Origin of the sequence: Pseudoxanthomonas sp. J31 (assembly GCF_000510725.1) — a bacterium.
Lineage (GTDB): Bacteria > Pseudomonadota > Gammaproteobacteria > Xanthomonadales > Xanthomonadaceae > Pseudoxanthomonas.
Map to the genome: position 1 here is coordinate 111076 of NZ_AZNZ01000007.1, position 23374 is coordinate 134449.

Sequence of the window (23374 nt, forward strand, 5' to 3'; positions counted from 1 at the left end):
CCATGTCCCGCACGATCTTCTGCCAGTACGAACAACGCGAGGCCGAGGGCCTGGATTTCATCCCCTGGCCTGGCGAGCTGGGCAAGCGCATCCACGCCCACATCGGCAAGAACGCCTGGAACGCCTGGCTGGCGCACCAGACCATGCTGATCAACGAGAACCGGCTGTCGCCGCGCGACCCGCAGCACCGCGCCTTCCTCGAGCAGCAGATGGAGAAGTTCCTGTTCGGTGGCGATGCCGAGAAGCCGGCCGGCTACGTGCCGCCTTCGGCAGGCTGAGCGCCCGCTCCGCGTCGCGCGGGGCCATGCGGCGACACAAACAAAAACCGCGCCCTGGCGGCGCGGATCCTGTTAATGCCCCGGCCCGGCGTCCTGCCGGTGGCCTGGTCCTTGCAGAGCGGTCATCCTGTCCTTCGCATGCCGTAACTGCCGGGGCACGCGCAGGATGCCAAATCCGGCAAAGCCTGTAAGTCGGGAAACCTTGCGTCGTGGGGTAGGAAAAAACCTACACGCGCGGCAACGCGCTCGGCATTCCAGGGTACCGGGCGGTACGGACGGGCGCCATCTGCAGCCCGCGGACCCGATGCTCGCGCGCAGCCCATGAAGAATGCGTCGGCAACCGCGGGCACATGCGTGGCCGTCGGTGGACAGTCCGCTTACCGGGATAGCGACGCGCGGAGCGATTCCTTTAACCGCGGCGCGAGGCGTGCGTGGCGGCCGGGCCATCGGCGCGGCCTGGCGGAAGCCGGAAACAGAAAACGGACCCGAAGGTCCGTTTGCGGCGAAGCCCATGCAGGCTTCCGAAGGATGGTGGCCGGGGAGGGAATCGAACCCCCGACACGGGGATTTTCAATCCCCTGCTCTACCAACTGAGCTACCCGGCCATCTGCGCTGCGGCTTGGCCGCTGCGAGGGGCGGCATCATAACGGGCCTTTCGCGATCCGACAAGCATCCCGTTCGATGAACGTGCATCGGCCCCGCCCTTGCCGCATCCGCGGCCTGCGTCATGATGGGGTTACGTCCACTTGCGGAGCTTGCAATGAAACGGAAACGGACATGCCTTGCGGCCCTGCTGGCCACGGCCCTGCTTTCCGCCTGCGCCGGCACCCCGCGCATGAGCGACGCCGAACGCCTGCAACTGCACCGTTCGCACGCGGGCGAGCCGGTGCCCGGCTTCCACCTGCCCGGCCAGCTCAACGGCTGGACCGCGCTGGGCGACGAGGCGCTGGTGGTCTGGACCCGGCCGCGCGAGGCCTGGCTGCTGGAGCTGGCCGGCCCGTGCAACGACCTGCGCCATGCCACCGCGTTGTCCCTCACCAGCACCGGCTCGCGCGTGCAGGCGCGCTTCGACAGTGTCCTGCCGCTGGGCCCGATGGTCGGTCAGGTGGGCCGGGTCCCGTGCCGGATCGAAACCATCCGCCCGCTGGACACCGCCGCGCTCCGGCAGGCCGGGGACGCCCTGCGCGAGGCCCGGATCGAGGCGCGGGACTAGCGCCACCAGGATGGCGGCGCGTGGCCGCTTTTCCTATACGCCGCCTCGCCGATCCCTGATTGCCAGGCCCACGGCGAGGCGGCAAAGTGCGCCGGTGCAGGGGACGGCAAGACCGCGGGGAGCGGAGGGGGCCCTGTCGCATGGACTGCAGACGACTGACCGTTCAGAAGGACCATAGGGGGTGCGTCCTGTTCGACGGCGACCACCCCATTACTTCCTTTCCATCCATCGGCAAGGCGCTGGAACTGGCGCGCACCCTCGCCGTGGCCCACCACCTGCGCGCCGGGCCTCCGCTGGTAGTGGAGGTCCGCCACTACGGCCGGCACCCGCGGCGGGTCCGCCTCGACTGAGGCCAGCGCATCCGCCCGGGAGGGCAGCGCGGCGCCCTGCGCCACGGCCTGCGCGCACCTGCCCGCGCAGGGCTTCGCCGACGCCGGCCCGGGCCGGCGTGCCCCCGGCAACCACCACGGCATGGGGACGTGCGCCCACGCGCCCGGCAGCGGCGCCGAATGCGCCGCGCGAGGCACCTCCGCGCGCGGCAGCGCAACAACGGCCTCTTGCGGCGTCGGTGCTAGCATCCGGCCCAGCCGCGCCCCAGGAGACCGCATGCGCTTCCTCGTCCTGACCACGCTGCTGCTGTGCGCCGGCCTGGTGCCCGCCCTGGCCCAGGAACGTCCACGGGTGGTGCCGGTCGAGACCCTGGACCTGACCCGCTACGCCGGCCACTGGCACGAGATCGCGCGCTTGCCGGTCTCGCACCAGCGCCGCTGTGCCAGCGACGCCACCGCGCACTACACCCTGCGCAGCGATGGCCGCATCGGCGTGCGCAACGCCTGCCGCACCCGGGAAGGCGAATACCTGGCGGCCGATGGCGTGGCGCGCCAGGTCGAGGGCCACCCGGCACGGCTGCAGGTGCGCTTCGCCCCGGACTGGCTGGGCTGGCTGCCGCTGGTCTGGGCCGACTACTGGGTGCTGGCGCTGGATCCGGACTACCAGTGGGCGATGGTCGGTGAGCCCGGGCGCAGGTACCTGTGGATCCTGGCGCGGGAGCCGTCGATGGACGCGATGCTGTTCGCGCGGCTGAAGGCGGCGGCCGAACGGATGGGCTACGACCTCTCCGAGCTGGTGGTGGCCGCGCCGCTGCATGGCGGCCAGGCCCCCGGGGACGGCGAAGACGATGCGCAAACCCCGTAATATCAGCCGCCCACACGATGGAGGCGGCATGAACTTCCCGCGACGGTTCCTTCCGGTCCTTGCCCTGGCCTTGGCCATGGCCCTGCTCGCCGGCTGCGGCGGCAAGGTCAAGCGCGTGTCCGCGCCGGCCGCCTCGATCCAGCAGCTGACGGTGGAGAGCGACGGCAGCTGGACCGTGGACCTGCGCCTGCACAACTACAGCAGCATGTCCATGCGCTTCGAGCGGGTTTCGCTGGCGGTCAGCGTGGACGAGCACGAGGCCGGCACCCTCGAGGCCACGCCCGCCATCTCCATCGGCCCCTCCGCCGCGGACACGGTGCGCGCCACCCTGCGCCCGCAACCGATGGCGCGCCTGGCGGTGGCCGATGCGCTGGCCGGGCGCCGCGCCCTGTCCTACCGCCTGCAGGGCAATGTCAGCGCCACGCCCGAGGAGGCCAGCAAGCCGCGCAGCTTCGAGCTGGATGCGCGCAGTTCGCTCAATCCCGCGCCCGGCCTGCAGGGCGTGCTGCGCTGAGGGCTTGACCCCGACCGTCATCTTTCGGGTATAAGCTGGAACCCGATGGAGACGGATACGGCGATGCTTGATCCGATCTTCGCCGGGACCCCGGTACCGGCGGACGCGTCCCCTTCGCTCCGAGGCCTGGCCAACGCGCCGCGCGTGCTCTCGCTGGACGCCCACGGCCGGGCCATGGACTGGATCCACTGGCAGGACGCGACCTGCCTCTACGCACGCGGCGCGGTCGCCTGGACCTTGGGCCAGCCGTGCATGCGCGTGCACGGCGGCGTCAACCGCGACACCGGCAGCCGCAGCGTGATCGAGCTGCACCCGATCATCGCCACCCGCGGCCACGCCCGGGCGCGGGCGCTGGATCCCACCCCGGCGCTGTCCAACGCCGCCCTGTTCGCGCGCGATTCCTACCTGTGCCTGTACTGCGGCCAGCAGTTCCCGCGGCCGCAGCTGACCCGCGACCACGTCATCCCCCTTTCGCGCGGCGGGCTGGACATCTGGGAGAACGTGGTCAGCGCCTGCTTCCAGTGCAACTCGCGCAAGGGCAACCGCACTCCGCACCAGGCCAACATGCCGCTGCTGGCCGTGCCCTACCGCCCGAGCTGGATCGAGCACCTGATCCTGTCCAACCGCAACATCCTGGCCGACCAGATGGCCTTCCTGCGCGCGCAGCTGCCGCGCCGTTCGCGGCGTCCGGTCTAGTCCCGCCCGGCCCACCACCGGGGGCCGCGGCGCAAGCCTTGCTTGCCCCGTCACGTCCCCGGGGAGGAAAATGGGCCACCGTACGGTTTTCCGGCCCCGATGATCGACTCCCAACGCTACCCGCGCCTCGCGCGCATCGACTCGCCCGCGGACCTGCGCCGCTTCGACGAGGCCGAGCTGCCGGCAGTCGCCCAGGAACTGCGCGCCTACCTGATCGAGTCGGTCGGCCGCAGCGGCGGCCACTTCGGCGCCGGCCTGGGCGTGGTCGAGCTGACCGTGGCCCTGCACTACCTGTACCAGACGCCGGTGGACCAGCTGGTGTGGGACGTGGGCCACCAGACCTACCCGCACAAGATCCTCACCGGCCGCCGCGACCGCATCCACACGGTCAAGCAGAAGGACGGCATCGCGCCGTTCCCCAAGCGCGAGGAAAGCGAGTACGACACCTTCGGCGTCGGCCATTCCTCCACCTCGATCTCCGCCGCCCTGGGCATGGCCATCGCCCTGCAACAGGCCGGCGACGACCGCAAGGTGGTGGCGGTGATCGGCGACGGCGCGATGACCGCCGGCATGGCCTACGAGGCCCTCAACCACGCCGGCGGCATGGACGAGGAGCCGAACCTGCTGGTGATCCTCAACGACAACCGCATGTCGATCTCCGAGGCGGTTGGCGGCCTGACCAAGATGCTGGGCCGGATGACCGGCAGCGCCACCTTCAACCGGATCCGCGAGGGCGGCAAGAAGCTGCTGGGCGACAAGAACAAGCCGCCGGCGCGCTTCGTCAAGCGCTGGGAAGAGCACTGGAAGGGCATGTTCGTGCCCTCCACCCTGTTCGAGGAAATGGGCTTCCACTACACCGGCCCGATCGACGGCCACGACCTGCCCACCCTGCTCGGCGCGCTGCGCACGCTCAAGACCCTCAAGGGCCCGCAGCTGCTGCACGTGATCACCACCAAGGGCAAGGGCTACGAGCTGGCCGAGGGCGACCAGATCGGCTACCACGCGGTCGGCCCGTTCGACCCGGCCAAGGGCCTGGTCGCCAAGCCCGGCGCGAAGAAGCCCACCTACACCGACGTCTTCAGCGACTGGCTGTGCGACATGGCCGCCGCCGAGCCGCGGCTGATGGGCATCACCCCGGCCATGCGCGAGGGCTCGGGCCTGGTGCGCTTCTCGAAGGAATACCCGCAGCGCTACTTCGACGTGGCCATCGCCGAGCAGCACGCGGTGACCCTGGCCGCCGGCATGGCCACCCAGGGCGCCAAGCCGGTGGTGGCGATCTACTCCACCTTCCTGCAGCGCGCCTACGACCAGCTGGTGCACGACGTGGCCACCCAGAACCTGGACGTGCTGTTCGCGATCGACCGGGGCGGCGTGGTCGGGCCCGACGGCGCCACCCACGCCGGCAACCTGGACCTCAGCTACCTGCGCTGCGTGCCGAACATGGTGGTCATGGCCCCGGCCGACGAGAACGAGTGCCGGCAGATGCTCACCACCGGCCTGCGCTACCCCGGCCCGGCCGCGGTGCGCTACCCGCGCGGCACCGGCCCCGGGGTGGCGGTGGAGCCGGCCCTGGAGACCCTGCCGATCGGCCGCGGCCAGCTGCGCCGCAAGGGCAAGAAGGTGGCCTTGCTGGCGTTCGGCGCCACCGTGCCGGCCGCCGAGGAGGTGGCCGCGGAGCTGGACCTGACCGTGGCCAACATGCGCTTCATCAAGCCGCTGGACCGCGACCTGGTGCTGGAACTGGCACGCAGCCACGACGGCCTGGTGACGATCGAGGACAACGTGGTCGCCGGCGGCGCCGGCTCGGCCGTGGCCGAGCTGCTCAACGCCGAAGGCATCGCCATGGCGGTGCTGCAGCTGGGCCTGCCGGACGCGTTCCAGCACCACGCCAGCCGCGAGGACCTGCTGGCCGAGGCCGGCATCGACGCCGCCGGCATCCACGCCTCGGTGCTGCGCCGTTGGCCGCAGCTGGCCGCGGGCGCGGGCATCCTGCCGCTGGCAGCGGGCGGCTGATCCCGGAAGGGGCCCCGCCCCCCCCTGGCCTTCCCGATGCCGGTCGGGTGCCGACGACGGCCGCGAAAGCGGCCGTTGCCGTATCAGCGGGTGGCCGCAGCCTCCGGCGCCTCTTCCGACGGCGATTCCCCGTCACCCTCCACCAGCTCGTCCGGCGCCTGGATGCGGTAGCCCTTCGCGGCAAGCGCTGCCAGATAGCCCTCGCGGTCGTACAGCAGGGTGTCGATGCTCATCGTGGCGAACGAGACCCTGTGCCCGGCCAGCGCCTTCTCCACCGCGGCCAGCCAGCGCTCGCGCATCCGGGCCTCGATGTCGGTGAAACCACGCTTGCGCGCGGCCTCGGCCTGCACCCAGGCATCCATGCAGTCGGCCAGCTGCCGGCGGTTGCGCGGCATCGCCCGCAGCGCGGCCACGTCACCCACCGCCCAGGCGTTGGCACGCGCCGCGATCCGCGGCAGGTCCTGCTCGATCACGTCGAGCGTGGCGGCAAAGCACTGCAGGTCCTGCGGCTTGAGCGCCTCGCCGCGGAAGTCGGCCAGGGCCTGGCGCGGGTCCTCGATCTTCAGCTCGAGCACGGTCGAGGTGGACTCCAGGCCGCGCGCCTTCAACTCCTTGGCCAGCACCGGGCCCACCACACCACCCTGGCGCAGCCGGCTGTGGTCCAGCGCGGCCTTGTAGAGCTCATATACGGCAATCAGCGGGCGCTTCTTCTCCACCCCGCGGTCGCGCCCCATGTACTGCTGCTTCAATGGCAACCAGCGCGCGTACAGCTCCGGCGGCAGCACCTTGTCGAGCGTGGCGCCGCCGGGATTGCGCATCGCCTTCATCGCCGATGGCACCAGGGTGAGGCCGCGGAAGAAACCGACATCGGCGTCGACCGACAGGCCCGGCGAGCCCAGCACCGCGCCGGCTTCGTCCAGTACCTCGCGCACCTCGCGCGCGTCCCAGTCGATGTCGCGCGGCAGCGGCGACTGCGTACCGAGGATGTAGAGCACATGGTCGTCCTTGCTGACCCGCCACAGCCCCGGACCGGGCTGGACACCGGCGACCAGCACCGGGGCCATGTCCACCACCTCCCCGTCGCCATCCAGCGGCACGGGTGGTTCGGCCTGCGCCATCGCCGCGCCGGGCACCGCCCCCAGCAGGAATGACATCCACCAGCCCAGCATGCGTCGCATCCGAATCCCTCCATGGTTGAACTTCGAAAACCCGCCCGGCCGCGGCCATGCGCCATGCCGGGATACCGTCCACGCCGCCCAGCAGCACTTGAGTCACGCACCGGCACCCACGCTCATGCGCGGTCGGCCCTCGCGGCGGCCGCCGCGGTCGGCGCCCAACCACCGACATGGAGGATCGATGCAGCAGTCCGTCGCGCAGCTGCCCGCACAGAACCGCCTGCCCAGGCGCTGCCTGGCCGCCACGACCGTGGTCGCCGTCGCCGTGGCGCTCACTGGCGCATCAGACCGCAAGGGCAAGGCCGAGTTCACCGGGATCACCGTGGAACGGATCAACATGGCCAACGCCGATGGGTCGCGTACCCTGGTGCCGGCCAACGGCGAGTGCCTGCCGGCCCCGGTAGCCACCGGAGGAAGCCTCCAGCAGGCTGCCACCCGGGCCGGAGCGCGACGCGCTGGCTGCAAAGTGGCGCCAGGCCGGCGGCCACCAGAGCCGACGGCTGTTCGTCGGCCGCACCCCGGGTGACTCTTCCCCGGTGGCCCTTGCCGACAAGCAGGGCCGCCCGCGGATCAGGATGCAACCCGGTCCCGACGCAGCGCCCTCGCTCGAGTTCCTGGACGAGGACGGCAAGGTGCCGCAGGGCTTCCCTGCCACCACAGGGACCGCCCGCGCTCCTGATCGCGCCTGGCCCCCGGCGCCTGCCGTGGCGCGGCGGGGGCCACGACGAAAAGCGGCTGCCGTTACCGGCAGCCGCTTTTCGGGTACCTGAATTTGGTCGGGGTAGCCGGATTCGAACCGACGACCACTTGTCCCCCAGACAAGTGCGCTACCAGGCTGCGCTATACCCCGGGAAAGCTTCCCGCCATGGCGGGCTGGCGATTATACCGGTTGCCCGGCGCAACCGCGAGTCCGCGTTCAGCGGCGCAGCAGCTGCAGCACTTCCTCCAGCTCCATGCGCACCTGGCGCACGATCTGGCTGCTCAGCGCCGACTCCTGCTTGGCGCCCTCGCCTTCCAGGCGCAGGCGCGCGCCGCCGATGGTGTAGCCGTGTTCGTACAGCAGGCTGCGGATCTGGCGGACCATCAGCACGTCGTGGCGCTGGTAGTAGCGGCGGTTGCCGCGGCGCTTGACCGGGCTGAGGCTGGGGAACTCGGTCTCCCAGTAGCGCAGCACGTGCGGCTTGACGTCGCACAGCTCGCTGACCTCGCCGATGGTGAAGTAACGCTTGGCGGGGATCGGCGGAAGCTCGCGGTTGCTGCCCGGATCAAGCATTCGGCGCCACTCCCGCGAAGGCTTCCACGCGCTCCTTGAGCTTCTGGCCGGGGCGGAAGGTGACCACGGTGCGCGCGGAGATCGGGATCTCCTCGCCGGTCTTGGGGTTGCGGCCCGGGCGCTGGTTCTTGCGGCGCAGGTCGAAGTTGCCGAAGCCGGACAGCTTCACCTGCCGCCCGCCCTGCAGCGCCTCGCGCAGCACGTCGAAGAACGCGTCGACGAATTCCTTCGCCTCGCGCTTGTTCAGGCCGACTTCGTCGAACAGACGCTCGGCCATCTCCGCCTTGGTCAGTGCCATGTCCCTTGTTCCCGTATCAGCCGCGGATCCTCGCGCCGTGGTTGTTGCCCAGTGCGGCGACCACGCGCGCGACCACGGCATCGGCGTCCTGGTCCGTGAGAGTGCGCGTGTTGTCCTGCAAAATCAAGCCCATAGCCAGACTCTTGAAGCCGGATTCCACGCCCGGGCCCTGGTAGCGGTCGAACAGCTGCAGGTCGCGCAGGACCTCGCCGGCGGCCTCGCGGACGCTGGCGGCCAGCTCCGCCCAGGCCACCTGTTCGGCGACCACGAAGGCCAGGTCGCGGCGCACGGCCGGGTAGCGGGACAGGGCCTGGGCGCGCGGCAGCGGGCGCTGCTGCAGGGGCTCCAGCTCCAGCTCGAAGCCGTAGGCGTCCACGTCCAGCTCCAGCGCCTTCGCCAGGCGCGGATGCAGCTGGCCGATCCAGCCCAGCAGGACCTCGCCGCCCTCCAGGTCGGTGCGGTACACATCGGCGCTGCGGCCCGGGTGGCCGAACGGCGCGCCCGAGGGCCGGAACGCCAGCTTCGCGCCGGCCAGGGCGGCCAGCGATTCCAGGTCGCCCTTCAGGTCGTGGAAATCGACCGGGCGCGCCTGCAGGCCCCACTGTTCAGCCACCGCTTCGCCGCAGGCCACGGCGGCGATGCGCCGCGTCTCGCGCGGCGCCGGCAGGGGCGCGCCGGGCTGGCGGTCGCCCGGATCGGCCTCGGCGAACACGCGGCCCAGCTCGAACAGGCGCACGCGGCCGGCCTGGCGCGCGGCGTTGCGCGCCAGCGCGTCGACCAGGCCCGGCAGCAGGCGCGGGCGCATCACCGCCAGCTCCGCGCTGAGCGGATTGGCCAGCGGCACGGTGCCGGACTCGCAGCCCCAGGCCTGCAGCAGTTTCTGGTCGACGAAGGCGAAGCACACCGCCTCCAGGTAGTCGCGCGCGACCAGGTGGCGGCGCAGGTCACCTTCCGGCAGCACGCCCTCGCTGGGCGCGGCCACCCGCGCCGGGCCGGCGGGAATGGTCGCCGGGATGCGGTCGTAGCCGTGGATGCGCGCCAGCTCCTCGACCAGGTCTTCCTCGATCGCGATGTCGAAGCGGCGGCTGGGCGCGGTGACCTGCCAGCCCTCACCGGTGGCGACCACCTGCATGCCCAGCGCGCGCAGGATGCGCTCGACCTCGGCGTCGGCGATGGTGGTGCCCAGCACCCGGGCGATGCGCGCGCGGCGCAGGGCGATCGGCTGCGGCGCGGCCAGCGCGCCGGGCACGGTGGCTTCGGTGACCGGACCGGGACGACCGCCGGCGATATCCAGGATCAGGCGCGTGGCGTACTCGATCGCCGTGCGCGGCAGTTCCGGGTCCACGCCGCGCTCGAAGCGATGGCCGGCGTCGGTGTGCAGGCCCAGGCGGCGGCTGCGGCCGATGATGGCCGAAGGCACCCAGTGCGCGGCCTCGAGGAACACACGCGTGGTACTGGCGCCGACCTTGGTGGCCTCGCCGCCCATGATGCCGCCCACCGCCACGGCGCGCGCGCCGCGGCCGCCGCGGCTGTCGGACACGACCAGGAACTCCCCGTCCAGGGTGGCCTCGCGGCCGTCCAGCAGCTGCAGGGTCTCGCCCTGGCGCGCCGGGCGCACGACCACCGGCGCCTCCAGCTTGTCCAGGTCGAAGGCGTGCATCGGCTGGCCCAGCTCCAGCATCACGTACTGGGTGACGTCGACCAGCAGGCTGATCGGGCGCACGCCGGAACGGCGCAGGCGCTCGGCCATCCACACCGGGGTCGGCGCCGCCGGGTCCACGCCCTCGATCACGCGGCCGACGAAGCGCGGCACGCGCTCGCCGGCCTCCAGCGCGACCTCGACGGTGGCGTCGGTCGCGGCCGGCACCGGCGCGTTGTCCATCGGCGCCACCTCGCTGCCCAGCGCGGCGGCCACGTCGTAGGCAATGCCGCGCACGCTGAAGCAGTCGGCGCGGTTGGGGGTCAGCTTGATCTCGATGCTGGCGTCCGGCAGGCCCAGGTACCCGGCCAGCGGCACGCCCACCGGCGCGTCGGCCGGCAGTTCCAGCAGGCCGGAAGCGTCGGCGTCCAGGCCCAGCTCCTTCGCCGAGCAGAGCATGCCGAACGACTCCACCCCGCGCAGCTTCGCCGGCTTGATCGACATGCCGCCGACGTTGGAACCGACCGTCGCCAGCGGCGCGGCCAGGCCGACGCGCGCGTTGGGCGCGCCGCACACGATCTGCAGCGGCTCGCCGTTGCCGATGTCGACCTTGCACACCTGCAGGCGGTCGGCCTCCGGATGGCGGACGGCTTCCACGATGCGGCCGACCACCACGCCGGCCAGGCCGTCGCCCAGTGCGGTGACTTCCTCGACCTCCAGGCCGATGGCGGTCAGCGTCGCCGCGAGCGCGTCGCGGTTGGCCAGGGTCGACACGTGGCTGCGCAGCCAGTTCTCGGAAAATTTCATGGGGTGCCGTGATTCGTGGTTCGTGATTCGTGATTGGAAGTGCCGCGACGGTGATGGCCCTGTTGCTGATCCTGCGTGGCCGGCTGGCCGTACACGCTCTTCCGGATCACCAGTTGCCAATCACCAGCCACGGCCCTCAGGCGAACTGCCTGAGGAACCGCACATCGTTCTCGAAGAAGGCGCGCAGGTCGTTGACGCCGTAGCGCAGCATCGCGAAGCGCTCCACGCCCAGGCCGAAGGCGAAGCCGGTGTAGCGCTCCGGATCGATGCCGCAGTTGCGCAGCACGTTCGGGTGGACCATGCCGCAACCGAGCACCTCCAGCCAGCGCACGCTGCCGTCCGGCTGTTGCCAGGCGATGTCGACCTCCGCGCCCGGCTCCACGAACGGGAAGTAGCTCGGGCGGAAGCGCATCTGGAAGTCGCGCTCGAAGAAGGCGCGCACGAACTCGGAGAGCGTGCCCTTGAGGTCGGCGAAGGTCGAGGTCTCGTCGACCAGCAGGCCCTCGACCTGGTGGAACATCGGCGAATGGGTCTGGTCGGAGTCGGAACGGTACACCTTGCCGGCGGCGATCATGCGCAACGGCGGGCGGTGGTCGCCCATGTAGCGCACCTGCACGCCCGAGGTATGGGTGCGCAGCAGGTGGCCGTCGCCGAAGTAGAAGGTGTCGTGCATGGCGCGCGCCGGGTGGTGCGGCGGGAAGTTCAGCGCCTCGAAGTTGTGCCAGTCGTCCTCGATCTCCGGACCGTCGGCCAGTTCGTAGCCGAGGTTGCCGAAGATGGTGGCGATCCGCTCCAGGGTGCGGGAGATCGGGTGGATCCCGCCGCGCTGGGCCAGCCGGCCCGGCAGGGTCACGTCCACCGCCTCGCCGGCCAGGCGCGCGTCGAGCGCGGCCTCCTCCAGCAGCGCGCGGCGCGCCGACAGCGCGGTCGAGACTTCGTCGCGTACGCGGTTGATCGCCTCGCCGGCGGCCTTGCGCTGCTCCGGCGGCAACGCGCCGAGCTGCTTGAGCTGGGCGGTGATGGCGCCCTGCTTGCCCAGCAGGCCCACGCGCAGCGCCTCCAGCGCCTCGGGAGTCTGCGCCGCGGCGATGTCGGCCAGCGCCTGCGCCGCCAGGGTTTGGATATCGCTCATGGAAAACGGGCCCTCGGAAAAACAAATGGGGAAGGACTTGCGCCCTTCCCCATGCATGCATGCGGTGACCGGCGCCAGGCCCGCGGACGGGCCCGGTGCGGTTCGCAACTTATGCCGCCAGAGCGCTCTTCGCCTTCTCCGCCAGCGCGGTAAACCCGGCCGCGTCGTGCACGGCGATGTCCGCCAGCACCTTGCGGTCCAGGGTGATGCCGGCCTTCAGCAGGCCGTTGATGAAGCGGCTGTAGCTCAGGCCGTTGGCGCGGGCAGCCGCGTTGATGCGGGTGATCCACAGCGAACGGAAGTTGCGCTTCTTCTGCTTGCGGCCGATGTAGGCGTACTGCTGCGCCTTGATGACCGCCTGCTTGGCGACGCGGAAGACCTTGCGGCGGGCGTTGTAGTAACCCTTGGCCTGGCTCAGGACCTTCTTGTGACGGCGGCGCGCCTGCACGCCACGCTTGACTCGTGCCATTGTTCAGTCCTCCTCAGAGATACGGCAGCATGCGGTCCAGGCGGCCGGCATCCTCGGCGCGGACGTGGTTCGTCTGCCGCAGGTTGCGCTTCCGCTTGGTGGCCTTCTTGGTGAGGATGTGGCTACGGTTGGCGTGGCCGGCCTTGTACTTGCCGGAGGCGGTCTTGCGGAAACGCTTGGCCGCCGCCCGGTTGGTCTTGATCTTGGGCATTGCGAATGTCCTTGATGGGAACTGTCACTGGCACGGGCGGCGGGTTGCCCCGCGCTTTCCATCCTTGCCCATACCGGTCGGTAAGTCGCTGAGTCCCCAGGGGAAACCGCGACGGGTCCTGTAGCTGTTGCCAGCCCTCCGGCAAACCGGAGCCGCGCATTATGCCCCGGCTGGCTTTCCTTTTGCAAATCAGCGGGTTTCGCCGGGCGGGCGCAAGAGCCGTGCGCAGGCCAACGGAAGGCCGGCGGCACCGCCCGGGCAGGCCGCCGGCTTGCTTCCGGCCGGCACCGGCCAGCACAGGCCCGGCCAACCGGAGCACGATGGGGCCGCCGGCGTGGCAACGCCAGGACCGGATACGGCGAAGGGCGCCATGGGGCGCCCTTCGCCGGGGTCGGCCACCGGGCCGCCCCCCTGCCGCGTCGCGGCTTACTTCTTCTTCGGCGCGATCATCATGACCATCTGCCGGCCTTCCAGGCGCGGCCGCGACTCGATCACGATGTCCTCGCCCAGGTCGGCCTCGATCCGGGCGGCCATCTGCCGGCCCAGCTCCTGGTGGCTCATCTCGCGCCCGCGGAAGCGGATGTTGACCTTGACCTTGTCGCCATCCTCCAGGAAGCGGCGCATGTTGCGCAGCTTGATCTGGTAGTCGCCCTCGTCGGTGACCGGGCGGAACTTCACTTCCTTGATCTCGACCTGCTTGGACTTCTTCTTGGCCTCGCTGGCCCGCTTCTGCTGTTCGAACTTGAACTTGCCGAAGTCCATGATCTTGCAGACCGGCGGATCCGCGTTGGGCTGGATCTCGACCAGGTCCAGGTCCTCCTCTTCGGCAAGGCGCAGGGCCTCGTCGCGCGAAAGGACGCCGATCATTTCGCCATCGGACCCGATCACGCGCACGCGCGGGACACGGATCTCGTGGTTCTTCCGGTTTTGCTTCTCGGGGGTGCTGATATTCCAGTCTCCGGGGGTGGTCTAGGCCACGTGCCGGCGCGGGGCCGGCACGCATCTGTTTTTACGCCAGCTGCTGCGAACGCAAGGTATCGGCAAAGGCGGACACGGACATTGTGCCCAAATCTTCGCCGGTACGCGTGCGCACCGCCACGGCGCCGTTCTCCTTCTCGCGGTCGCCGACCACCAGCAGGTACGGCACGCGCTGCAGCGTGTGCTCGCGGATCTTAAAGCCGATCTTTTCGTTCCGCAAATCAGCCTCGACCCGGAAGCCTTGATTTGTAAGGCTTTTCCTAACCTCGTTCACGTATTCAGCCTGGGCGTCGGTGATGTTCATCACCACCGCCTGGACCGGCGCCAGCCAGGCCGGGAAGGCGCCGGCATGGTGCTCGATCAGGATGCCGATGAAGCGCTCCATCGAGCCGACGATGGCGCGGTGGAGCATGACCGGGTGCCGGCGCTGGCTGTGCTCGTCCACGTACTCGGCGCCCAGGCGCACCGGCATCATGAAGTCCACCTGCACCGTGCCCAGCTGCCAGGTGCGGCCCAGGGCGTCCTTCAGGTGGTACTCGATCTTCGGGCCGTAGAACGCGCCCTCGCCCGGCAGCTCCTGCCACTCCACGCCGGAGGCGCGCAGGGCCGAGCGCAGGGCCTCCTCGGCCTTGTCCCAGGTGGCGTCGTCGCCCAGGCGGTTGTCCGGGCGCAGGGCGATCTTGACCTGGATGTCGTCGAAGCCGAAGTCGCCGTAGACCTTCAGCGCCTGCTGGTGGAAGGCGCGGACCTCGGACTCGATCTGCTCCTCGGTGCAGAAGATGTGGCCGTCGTCCTGGGTGAAGCCGCGCACGCGCAGGATGCCGTGCAGCGCGCCGGAGGGCTCGTTGCGGTGGCAGGAGCCGAACTCGCCGTAGCGGATCGGCAGGTCGCGGTAGCTGTGCAGGCCCTGGTTGAAGATCTGCACGTGGCCGGGGCAGTTCATCGGCTTCACCGCGTAGGTCCGCTTCTCGGACTCGGTGAAGAACATGTTGTCTTGGTAGTTGTCCCAGTGGCCGGACTTCTTCCACAGGGTCACGTCCAGGATCTGCGGGCAGCGCACCTCGCCGTAGCCGGTCTCGCGGTAGACGCGGCGCATGTACTGCTCGACCACCTGCCACACCGCCCAGCCCTTGGGGTGCCAGAACACCAGGCCCGGGGCCTCTTCCTGCAGGTGGAACAGGTCCTGCTGCTTGCCGATGCGGCGGTGGTCGCGCTTCTCGGCCTCCTCCATGCGCTGGATGTAGGCCTTCAGCTGCTTCTCGTCGGCCCAGGCGGTGCCGTAGATGCGCTGCAGCTGCTCGTTCTTCGAGTCGCCGCGCCAGTACGCGCCGGAGATGCGGGTCAGCTTGAAGGCCTTCAGGAAGCGGGTGTTGGGCACGTGCGGGCCGCGGCACATGTCCACGTATTCCTGGTGGTAGTACAGGCCCATGTGGGTCACTTCCGGGCCCATGTCCTCGATCAGGCGCAGCTTGTAGTCCTCGCCGCGGGCCTTGAACACCTCGATGACCTCCTCGCGCGGGGTCATCTTCTTGATGACGTCGTAGTCCTGGGCGATCAGCTCGCGCATGCGCTGCTCGATCGCGGCCAGGTCCTCGGGGGTGAACGGGCGCTCGGAATAGATGTCGTAGTAGAACCCTTCCGCGATCACCGGGCCGATCACCATCTTCACGTCCGGGTACAGCTGCTTGACCGCGTGGCCGACCAGGTGGGCGCAGGAGTGGCGGATGATCTCCACGCCCTCCTCGTCCTTGGGGGTGATGATGCGCAGGGTGGCGTCGTGGTCGATGACGTCGCAGGCGTCGACCAGCTTGCCGTCGACCTGGCCGGCGACCGTGGCCTTGGCCAGGCCGGCGCCGATCGACTGCGCGACCTGCATGACGGTGACGGGACCTTCGAACTGGCGCTGGCTGCCGTCGGGGAGGGTGATGGTGATCATTGGGGAAGAAGCCGTGATTGGTGATTGGTGATTCGTGATTGGGATGGCATCGGGACCGGGGCCAGGGCGGCCGCTTCGAATCCCCAACTACGAATCACCAATCACGAACCGCAAAAAAAGCGCCACCAGGCGCCTGCAGACGTGGCAGCCTGGGGGGCGGTCAGCGGTAGGCGGTGGTAGTGCTCATGTCGCACGCTCGGCCGGCGTCTTCCGCGGGCCACCTTGTCCTGGGGCGCGCCGGCACCGTGCCGGCGGCGAGGCCCCCGATTCTAGCGCAGCCGGGCGGACGGACGTAGTGGCGGGCCCCGTGGCATCATGTCCCGCCGTTGCAGCACCGTTCCGGGCTCGGAGGAGCCGGTTTCGCATGACCATCCGGGGCAAGGCCACGTCCCTCGACATCGCCCACCTGGCCGGGGTATCCCAGCCGACCGTCTCGCGCGCCCTGCGCGGGCACCCGTCGGTCAACCCCGAGACCCGGCGCCGGATCCTGGCCATTGCCCGCGAGCTCAACTACAAGGTCGACAAGAACGCCTCCAACCTGCGCGCCCAGCAGTCCGGGACCCTGGCCCTGCTGTTCTTCGAGGACCCGACCCCGGACGACTCGCTGATCAACCCGTTCTTCCACTCCATGCTCGGGTCGATCACCCGGGCCTGCGCGCGGTGCGGCTACGACCTGCTGGTCTCCTTCCAGCAGCTGTCGACCAACTGGCACGCGGACTTCGCCGACAGCCACAAGGCCGACGGCATCATCCTGCTGGGCTACGGCGACTACCTGGAATCGCAGTCGCGACTGCAGCAGCTGGTCGAACAGGGCACCCACTTCGTGCGCTGGGGCGCGGCCCTGCCCGGGGAGCCGGGGGTGTCGATCGGCTGCGACAACTTCCAGGGCGGGCACGACATCACCGCCCACCTGCTGGAACGCGGCTGCCGCCGGATCGCCTTCCTCGGCCACGCCTCCGAGCACTACCCCGAGTTCCGCGAGCGCTGGCGCGGGTACCAGGCTGCGCTACGCGAGGCCGGGATCGAGCCGGAACCGGAGCTGCAGGCCGATGCCATCACCACCGAGCAGTCCGGCTACCAGGCCGCGCGCGCCCTGCTGGACGCCGGCCAGTCCTTCGACGGCGTGTTCGGGGCCAGCGACCTGATCGCCCTGGGCGCGATGAAGGCCCTGCGCGAGGACGGACTGGCCATGCCCGAGGACGTGGCGGTGGTCGGCTTCGACGACATCGCCATGGCCAGCTTCGCCCAGCCGCCGCTGTCGACCGTGCAGCAGGACACCAAGCAGGCCGGCGAAGTACTGGTGGACAGCCTGATCCGGCTGATCCAGCGCGAACCGGTGGAGAGCCAGCGGCTGCCGGTGCGGCTGGTGCTGCGCGAGTCCAGCCGGCGGCCCGGCTGAGCACCGCCGCAGGGCGCCCGGCAACCGGCGCCCCTGCCCTGCTTACTGCCGCGGCGTGGCCTTCAGCGCGGCCTGGCGCAGGTCGGCGCGGGTCACCGGGCCGTCGTACAGGAACACGCGCACGCCGTGCGCCGGCACCTCGACCCGGAGCTTGCGCCCGACACTGACCTCCTGGCCGCTGAAGCCGTCGCGCCAGCGCCCGGGCTGGAGCATGCGGGTGACCGTCGCCGTGCGCGGACGGTCGCCCTTGTTGAGCAGGACCAGGGCGGTCTGGGCCTGGCCGGCGTCCTCGTAGACCCGGTAGAACACCGCGCTGTCGCCCTGCAGTTCGACGTTCAGCTGCACCCCGCGCTGCAGCGCCGGCGAGGCCTTGCGCAGGTTGGCGATGCGCCGCAGGCTGGCGTGGATCGGGTGCGCGGGGGCGGCCTGGATGTTCTCCACGCCGTAGTAGGCGCGGTTGCCGCCGTGCTCGCCCTGGCCGCGCATGAACCCGGTCTCCGAGCCGTAGTAGACCACCGGGATGCCGCGTGCGGTGAACAGCCAGTTGTGCGCGTCGATGAAGCCCTCGTCGCTGGCGTCCATGCGCGGCATGTCGTGGTTGTCGTAGAAGGTGGCCAGCTCGTACGGGTTGGCGTACGGGCCGTCCTCCAGGTACAGCGCTTCGGCCAGGCGTTCGAACCCGGCGCTGGCCTGGCGCGAGAACACCTCGTCCATGGCCTTCTTCATCGGGAAGTCGAGCACGCTCACCCCGCCGTTCTCCGGGCGGGTGAACTGGGCGATGTTGGCCGCCTCGTAGTCGAACGATTCGCCGAACATGAACATGCCCGGGTGGCGCTCGCGGATGCGGTCGGTGAAGGCCTTCCAGAACGCCAGCGGCTGGTGGCGGATGGTGTCGATGCGCAGCGCGTCCACGCCTTGGCCGATCCACTGCAGGTAGGCGCCAACCAGGTAGTCCATCACCGCCGGGTTGTCGGCATTGAGGTCGGCCAGCTGGGCCAGGTCGGGCTTGTCGTTGTAGAAGGCGTGCAGCGGGTTGCCGGCCGGGTCCAGCCGTTCCGGCGGCAGGTTCTGGTGGTCGGCCACCAGCCGCCCCTCGGCGTCGAAGATCTGGCCGTACTGCGGCTGCGCCACCGGCATGGTCCAGCCCGGCGAACCGTGGTTGGCGACGACGTCCAGCACGGTCTTCAGGCCATGGCCGCGCAGGCCGGCGGTCAGGCCGGCGAAGTCCAGGCCCTCGCTGGGCAGGTGCTCGTCCAGGCGGTAGAAATTGACGCCCCAGTAGCCGTGGAAGCCGGTCTTGCCCTGGTCGGTGAGGAAGCCGTCGCAGGTGATCGGGTCGCCACCGGTGAAGGCCTGGTCCGGGTTGTCCACGATCGGCGTGATCCACACCGCGGTGAAGCCCATGTCGGCGATGTAGCCGGCGTTGTCGAGCAGGCCGCGGAAGTCGCCGCCCAGGTAGCCGACGTTGCCGACCACGCCGTCGCAGGGCTCCAGCGGCCGGTCGAAGGTGTGGTGCTCGCCGCCCTGGTCGCGGTGGTCGTTGGCCGGATCGCCGTTGACGAAGCGATCGGTCATCACGAAGTACACCGCCTCGCTGGCGAACGGTTCGCGGGTGCCGTAGATGGACTGGGCGAAGGCCGGTGCGGCGGCGACCGCCAGCGCCGTGCCCAGCAGGGCCTTGTGCAGGAAGCGATTCATGCGCGCGCCTCCGCGGTGCGCGGCACCGCCAGCACGCAGGCCGCGGCCAGCACCAGGCTGGCGCCACCCAGGGCCAGGGCCCACAGCGGCTGGCCGCCGAACAGCGCACGCAGCAGGAAGCCCAGCAGGCTGGCCGCGACCAGCTGCGGGATCACGATGAAGAAATTGAAGATGCCCATGTAAACGCCCATCTTGGCCGCCGGCAGGCTGTCGGACAGCATCGCGTACGGCAGGGAAAGGATCGAGGCCCAGGCGAAGCCCACGCCGACCATCGACAGCAGCAGCCACTGCGGATCGCGCACCCACAGGAAGGACAGCAGGCCCAGCGCGCCCAGGCACAGGTTGAGCACGTGGGTGCCGCGCAGGCCGATGCGTGCGGCCAGCCATGGGATGGCGATGGCCGCCACCGCGGCGAAGCCGTTGTAGGCGGCGAACAGCACGCCGACCCAGTTGGCGCCTTCGTTGTAGGCGGCCGAGGTCGGGTCGTTGCTGCCGAAGTGGGTGCCGGCCACCGCCGCGGTGGTGTAGATCCACATCGCGAACAGGGCGAACCAGGAGAAGAACTGGACCACGGCCAGGCGGCGCATGGTGCGCGGCATGGCGCGCAGGTCGGCGGCGATGGCCGGCAGCATGCTCCCGGCCGGCAGCACCCGCGCCACCAGCAGCAGCACGCCGTAGGCCGCGGCCATGCCGGCCAGCACGTAGAGCATGCGGTCCCAGCCGTTGGCCGCGATCAGCGCCGCCAGGCCCAGGCCGGCCACCAGCCAGGCCAGCGCCGGCAGCGGGCCGGGCACGGAGGCCATGACAGGGGCCGGCTCCGGCGACTCGGCCTGTTCGAAGCGGGCCAGGTCCTCCGGCGGGTACTCGCGGGTGCGCAGCACGGTCCAGCCGATCGCGCCCAGCAGCACCACGCCGCCGACGTAGAACGCGTAGCGCACGGTGTCCGGCACTTCGCCCGGGCCGGCGGTGTTTGCCACGCCTGCCTTGGCCAGCAGCCACGGCAGCAGGCTGGCCACGATCGCGCCCACGCCGATGAAGAAGCTCTGCATGGCGTAGCCGCTGGCACGCTGCTCCTGTGGCAGCTGGTCGCCGACGAAGGCGCGGAACGGCTCCATCGAGATGTTGATCGAGGCATCGAGGATCCACAGCATGCCGGCGGCGATCCACAGCGCCGGGGAGTGCGGCATGAAGAACAGGGCCAGGGTCGCCAGCACCGCGCCGGCGAGGAAGTACGGGCGGCGCCGGCCCAGCGGGGTCCAGGTGCGGTCGGAGAGATAGCCCACCACCGGCTGCACCAGCAGGCCGGTCAGCGGTGCGGCGATCCACAGCCCCGGCACCTGCTCCATGTCCGCGCCCAGGGTCTGGAAGATGCGGCTGACGTTGGCGTTCTGCAGGGCAAACCCGAACTGGATGCCCAGGAAGCCGAAGCACATGTTCCAGATCTGCCAGAACGACAGGCGTGGTTTGCGTTCAATCACGCTGTATCCCCCCTCCGGGAACCGTTGCGTCGCGATCCGCCGGCCGGCGGTACCGGGGCATGGTAGGCGGCGGCCGTACGCGGCGGACAGCGCATGCATACGTATTCATCGGCATGTGCGCCCATGCTGCACTGCACCCGTGGGATAGTGCGGCCCCTCGCGCCGCGGCCGGCTGCCGTGGACGCGGAGCGTTCTGGGAGGGGCGATGCTACGAAGCCTGCGGCGGCGCACCGTGCGCGCCATGTTCCATGCCTTTGGCGCGGCCGGCGGCTGTGCCCTGCTGCTTGCCGCCCTGCCCGCGCATGCGGCGGTGCTGCCCATCGCAGCCTGCGACGCCGGCGAGGCCGTGGTCCTCGCCGCCGAGGCCGGCACCGTTCCCGACGCACGCGCGATCTGGCTGGACCGGCGCACCCTGCGCTGGCCCGGCGCCCCGGACCCTGGCCGTTACCGCCTCTACCACGGCAAGGTGCTGCCGCAGGCCATCCCCGGCCAGCGCGTGCGCGGCGCCGAGGGCCAGGTAGCGCTGGCCGGCGCCACCGTGGCGGAAACGGTCGCACGGCGCTTCCGCCATGTCGCCCCCGGCGCCACCCTGGCCCTGGACCTGGACGACCAGGCCCTGCGCGCGCTTTACCGCCAGGCCCTGCTGCTGGTGCGCGAGGACCCGCGCGGCCGCGTGCTGGACGCCACCCGGATCCAGCTGCCCGGCGCACTGGACGACCTGTATGCCGCCGCGGTCGATGCGCCGATGCCCGGCGCGCACCCCGCGCCGGACGGCACCCGCTTCAGCGTATGGGCACCGACCGCGCGCGAGGTCTCGCTGTGCCTGTACCCCGGCGACCATGCCGCGGCCACCCGCCGCGTGGCCGTCGCGGCCGATCCGGCCACCGGCATGTGGACCGCGCGCCTGCCGCAGGACCTGCGCGGCGCTTATTACACCTGGCTGGTGGACGTGTACGTGCCGGGCACCGGCCTGGTGCGCAACCGCGTCACCGATCCGTACTCGGCCAGCCTCGGCACCGATTCGCGCCGCAGCTACGTGGCCGACCTGGACGACCCGGCGCTCAAGCCCGACGGCTGGGACCAGGCCCCGCGCCCGCCCGCGCTGCAGGCGCAGGTGGACATGTCGGTGTACGAACTGCACGTGCGCGACTTCTCCATCGGTGATGCCACCGTGCCGGAACCGCTGCGCGGCCGCTACCTGGCGTTCACCGCCGCCGGCAGCGCCGGCATGGCCCACCTGCGCGCCCTCGCCCGGGCCGGCCTGACCGACGTGCACCTGCTGCCGGTGTACGACTTCGCCTCCGTGCCCGAAGCCGGCTGCACCACCCCGCAGGTGCCCGATGCACCGGCGGACAGCCCGCTGCAGCAGGCCGCGGTGATGGCCGAAGCCGCGCGCGACTGCTTCAACTGGGGCTACGACCCGTTCCACTTCAATGCGCCCGAGGGCAGCTACGCCACCGATCCGTCCGACGGCGCGGTGCGCATCCGCGAGTTCCGGGCCATGGTCATGGCCCTGCACGCCCTGGGCCTGCGCGTGGGCATGGACGTGGTCTACAACCACACCTATGCCGCCGGCCAGGACCCCGGCTCGGTGCTGGACCGCATCGTGCCCGGCTACTACCACCGCCTCGACGCCAGCGGCACGGTGGAGACCAGTACCTGCTGCAGCAACACCGCCACCGAGCACGCGATGATGGCGCGGCTGATGATCGACTCGGCCGGGCTGTGGGTGCGGCACTACCGGATCGACTCGTTCCGCTTCGACCTGATGGGCCACCAGCCGCGCGCGGCGATGGAAGCCCTGCAGCGCCGGGTCGACGCCGTCGCCGGCCGCCACGTGCCGCTGATCGGCGAGGGCTGGAACTTCGGCGAGGTGGCCGATGGCGCCCGCTTCGTCCAGGCCTCGCAGCTGTCCCTGGGCGGCAGCGGCATCGGCACCTTCAGCGACCGCGCGCGCGATGCCCTGCGCGGCGGCGGCCCGGGCGACAGCGGCCGCGACAAGCTGGCGCGCCAGGGCTGGCTCAACGGCCTCGGCTACGCGCCGAACGAGGCCACTGCCGGCGACGACCCGGTGGCCAGCCGCGCCGCCTTGCTGCGCGCAGCCGACCTGGTCCGTGCCGGCCTGGCCGGCACCCTGCGTGACTACGTGCTGGATACCGTCGACGGCCCCCGCCCGCTGCACGAGGTGGACTACAACGGCCAGCCGGCCGGCTATGCCCCCGCACCGGGCGAGGTGGTCAACTACGTCGAGAACCACGACAACGAGACCCTCTACGACCTCAACGCCTACCGCCTGCCCGCCGGCACGCCGGCCAGCGAGCGGGCGCGGGTGCAGGTGCTGGGCATGGCCACCACCGCGCTCAGCCAGGGCGTGGCCTACTTCCACGCCGGCATCGACCTGCTGCGCTCCAAGTCCATGGACCGCAACAGCTATGACTCCGGCGACTGGTTCAACCGCATCGACTGGAGCGGCGGGGACAATTTCTTCGGCAGCGGCCTGCCGCCGGCCAGCGGCAACGAAGCCGACTGGCCGTGGATCGCGCCGCGCCTGGCCGATCCCTCCATCCGCCCGGCCCCGGAAGACATCGCCTTCGCCCGCGCCGCCCTGCGCGAGCTGCTGGCAATCCGCGCCAGCTCCAGCCTGTTCCGGCTGCGCACCGCCGAAGAGGTCGCGCGCCGGCTCAGCTTCCCCAATAGCGGCCCTGGCCAGAACCCGCTGGTGGTCGCCGGCCTGCTCGACGGCCGCGGCCATCCGGGCGCCGGCTTCGCCGGCATCCTCTACCTGCTCAATGCCTCGCCGCAGGCGCAGGTACTGGAACTGCCGGAGCTGCGCGGCCAGCGCTGGCGCCTGCATCCGCTGCAGCGCGGCCCGCACGCCGCCGATCCACGCGTGCGCGAAGCAGGCCACGAACCCGCGCGCGGCCGCTTCACCGTGCCGCCGCGCACCGTCCTCGTCTACGTCCTGGAGTAAGC

General features: G+C 70.8%; 21 protein-coding genes and 2 tRNA genes. 10 read left to right on the top strand and 13 right to left on the bottom strand.

Features of this window, described 5'->3' with window-relative positions; genetic code table 11:
• The first annotated feature begins 2 nt into the window (after positions 1-2).
• A complete protein-coding gene (locus tag PSEJ31_RS0109410; protein ID WP_019398490.1) occupies positions 3-278 on the top strand; it encodes an oxidative damage protection protein in 276 nt (91 codons plus the stop codon).
• Positions 279-807: 529 nt separating this feature from the next.
• Here the strand turns inward: PSEJ31_RS0109410 and PSEJ31_RS0109415 are convergent.
• A tRNA-Phe gene (locus PSEJ31_RS0109415) sits at positions 808-883 on the bottom strand.
• Between the two features lie 155 nt (positions 884-1038).
• Here PSEJ31_RS0109415 and PSEJ31_RS0109420 point away from each other — a divergent pair.
• From PSEJ31_RS0109420 to dxs, 6 genes are all read left to right on the top strand, one after another.
• Entirely contained in the window at positions 1039-1491 is a 453-nt protein-coding gene (locus PSEJ31_RS0109420; RefSeq protein ID WP_037034932.1) for a DUF6491 family protein, read from the top strand.
• Between the two features lie 140 nt (positions 1492-1631).
• Positions 1632-1841 carry a hypothetical protein gene (locus PSEJ31_RS0109425; protein ID WP_019398496.1) on the top strand — a complete coding sequence of 70 codons (210 nt, stop codon included), beginning with the start codon at positions 1632-1634 and terminating at the stop codon, positions 1839-1841.
• A 256-nt stretch (positions 1842-2097) separates the two neighbouring features.
• Positions 2098-2685, top strand: coding sequence for a lipocalin family protein (locus PSEJ31_RS15940; RefSeq protein WP_037034933.1), 588 nt, complete (start codon positions 2098-2100; stop codon positions 2683-2685).
• A gap of 28 nt (positions 2686-2713) precedes the next feature.
• Entirely contained in the window at positions 2714-3199 is a 486-nt protein-coding gene (locus PSEJ31_RS0109435; protein ID WP_037034935.1) for an LEA type 2 family protein, read from the top strand.
• A gap of 45 nt (positions 3200-3244) precedes the next feature.
• On the top strand, positions 3245-3895 hold the full coding sequence (locus tag PSEJ31_RS0109440) for an HNH endonuclease (RefSeq protein WP_019398499.1): 651 nt from the start codon (positions 3245-3247) through the stop codon (positions 3893-3895).
• A gap of 99 nt (positions 3896-3994) precedes the next feature.
• Positions 3995-5908 (top strand): 1-deoxy-D-xylulose-5-phosphate synthase, encoded by a 1914-nt coding sequence (dxs, locus tag PSEJ31_RS0109445; RefSeq protein WP_028915312.1) that lies wholly within the window; start codon positions 3995-3997, stop codon positions 5906-5908.
• An 83-nt stretch (positions 5909-5991) separates the two neighbouring features.
• Here the strand turns inward: dxs and PSEJ31_RS0109450 are convergent, their stop codons facing one another.
• Positions 5992-7086, bottom strand: coding sequence for a TraB/GumN family protein (locus tag PSEJ31_RS0109450; RefSeq protein WP_037034937.1), 1095 nt, complete (start codon positions 7084-7086; stop codon positions 5992-5994).
• 178 nt (positions 7087-7264) lie between these two features.
• Here PSEJ31_RS0109450 and PSEJ31_RS16910 point away from each other — a divergent pair, with 178 nt between their 5' ends.
• Positions 7265-7609 (top strand): hypothetical protein, encoded by a 345-nt coding sequence (locus PSEJ31_RS16910; RefSeq protein WP_147208590.1) that lies wholly within the window; start codon positions 7265-7267, stop codon positions 7607-7609.
• Positions 7610-7856: 247 nt separating this feature from the next.
• Here the strand turns inward: PSEJ31_RS16910 and PSEJ31_RS0109455 are convergent.
• From PSEJ31_RS0109455 to thrS, 9 genes are all read right to left on the bottom strand, one after another.
• Positions 7857-7933, bottom strand: a tRNA-Pro gene (locus PSEJ31_RS0109455).
• Between the two features lie 66 nt (positions 7934-7999).
• Entirely contained in the window at positions 8000-8356 is a 357-nt protein-coding gene (locus PSEJ31_RS0109460; RefSeq protein ID WP_013534801.1) for a MerR family transcriptional regulator, read from the bottom strand.
• Entirely contained in the window at positions 8349-8654 is a 306-nt protein-coding gene (locus tag PSEJ31_RS0109465) for an integration host factor subunit alpha (protein WP_019398504.1), read from the bottom strand. The genes PSEJ31_RS0109460 and PSEJ31_RS0109465 overlap by 8 nt, the downstream gene beginning before the upstream one ends.
• Before the next feature lie 16 nt (positions 8655-8670).
• Positions 8671-11100 carry a phenylalanine--tRNA ligase subunit beta gene (gene pheT / locus PSEJ31_RS0109470; RefSeq protein WP_028915314.1) on the bottom strand — a complete coding sequence of 810 codons (2430 nt, stop codon included), beginning with the start codon at positions 11098-11100 and terminating at the stop codon, positions 8671-8673.
• A 136-nt stretch (positions 11101-11236) separates the two neighbouring features.
• Positions 11237-12232 carry a phenylalanine--tRNA ligase subunit alpha gene (gene pheS / locus PSEJ31_RS0109475; RefSeq protein ID WP_028915315.1) on the bottom strand — a complete coding sequence of 332 codons (996 nt, stop codon included), beginning with the start codon at positions 12230-12232 and terminating at the stop codon, positions 11237-11239.
• Positions 12233-12341: 109 nt separating this feature from the next.
• Positions 12342-12701 (bottom strand): 50S ribosomal protein L20, encoded by a 360-nt coding sequence (gene rplT, locus PSEJ31_RS0109480; protein WP_019397548.1) that lies wholly within the window; start codon positions 12699-12701, stop codon positions 12342-12344.
• A 13-nt stretch (positions 12702-12714) separates the two neighbouring features.
• Entirely contained in the window at positions 12715-12912 is a 198-nt protein-coding gene (gene rpmI / locus PSEJ31_RS0109485; RefSeq protein ID WP_010342861.1) for a 50S ribosomal protein L35, read from the bottom strand.
• Between the two features lie 426 nt (positions 12913-13338).
• Positions 13339-13860: a translation initiation factor IF-3 gene (infC, locus tag PSEJ31_RS0109490; protein WP_083852379.1), complete on the bottom strand. Its 522-nt coding sequence runs from the start codon at positions 13858-13860 to the stop codon at positions 13339-13341.
• A gap of 61 nt (positions 13861-13921) precedes the next feature.
• The gene (thrS, locus tag PSEJ31_RS0109495; RefSeq protein ID WP_028915316.1) at positions 13922-15826 is read right to left on the bottom strand and encodes a threonine--tRNA ligase; all 1905 of its coding nucleotides are present in this window, start codon (positions 15824-15826) and stop codon (positions 13922-13924) included.
• 364 nt (positions 15827-16190) lie between these two features.
• Between thrS and PSEJ31_RS0109500 the strand changes: the two genes are divergently transcribed.
• Positions 16191-17225 carry a LacI family DNA-binding transcriptional regulator gene (locus PSEJ31_RS0109500; RefSeq protein WP_028915317.1) on the top strand — a complete coding sequence of 345 codons (1035 nt, stop codon included), beginning with the start codon at positions 16191-16193 and terminating at the stop codon, positions 17223-17225.
• A 42-nt stretch (positions 17226-17267) separates the two neighbouring features.
• Here the strand turns inward: PSEJ31_RS0109500 and PSEJ31_RS0109505 are convergent, their stop codons facing one another.
• Both PSEJ31_RS0109505 and PSEJ31_RS0109510 read right to left on the bottom strand, forming a co-directional pair.
• Positions 17268-18923, bottom strand: a complete 1656-nt coding sequence (locus PSEJ31_RS0109505; RefSeq protein WP_028915318.1) for an alpha-amylase family glycosyl hydrolase — start codon at positions 18921-18923, stop codon at positions 17268-17270.
• Complete coding sequence (locus tag PSEJ31_RS0109510; protein ID WP_026010276.1) at positions 18920-20398, bottom strand: MFS transporter; 1479 nt, start codon at positions 20396-20398, stop codon at positions 18920-18922. Before PSEJ31_RS0109510 ends, PSEJ31_RS0109505 begins: the two co-directional genes overlap by 4 nt.
• Before the next feature lie 208 nt (positions 20399-20606).
• Between PSEJ31_RS0109510 and pulA the strand changes: the two genes are divergently transcribed.
• Complete coding sequence (gene pulA, locus PSEJ31_RS0109515) at positions 20607-23372, top strand: pullulanase-type alpha-1,6-glucosidase (RefSeq protein WP_232211009.1); 2766 nt, start codon at positions 20607-20609, stop codon at positions 23370-23372.
• Positions 23373-23374: the final 2 nt, after the last annotated feature.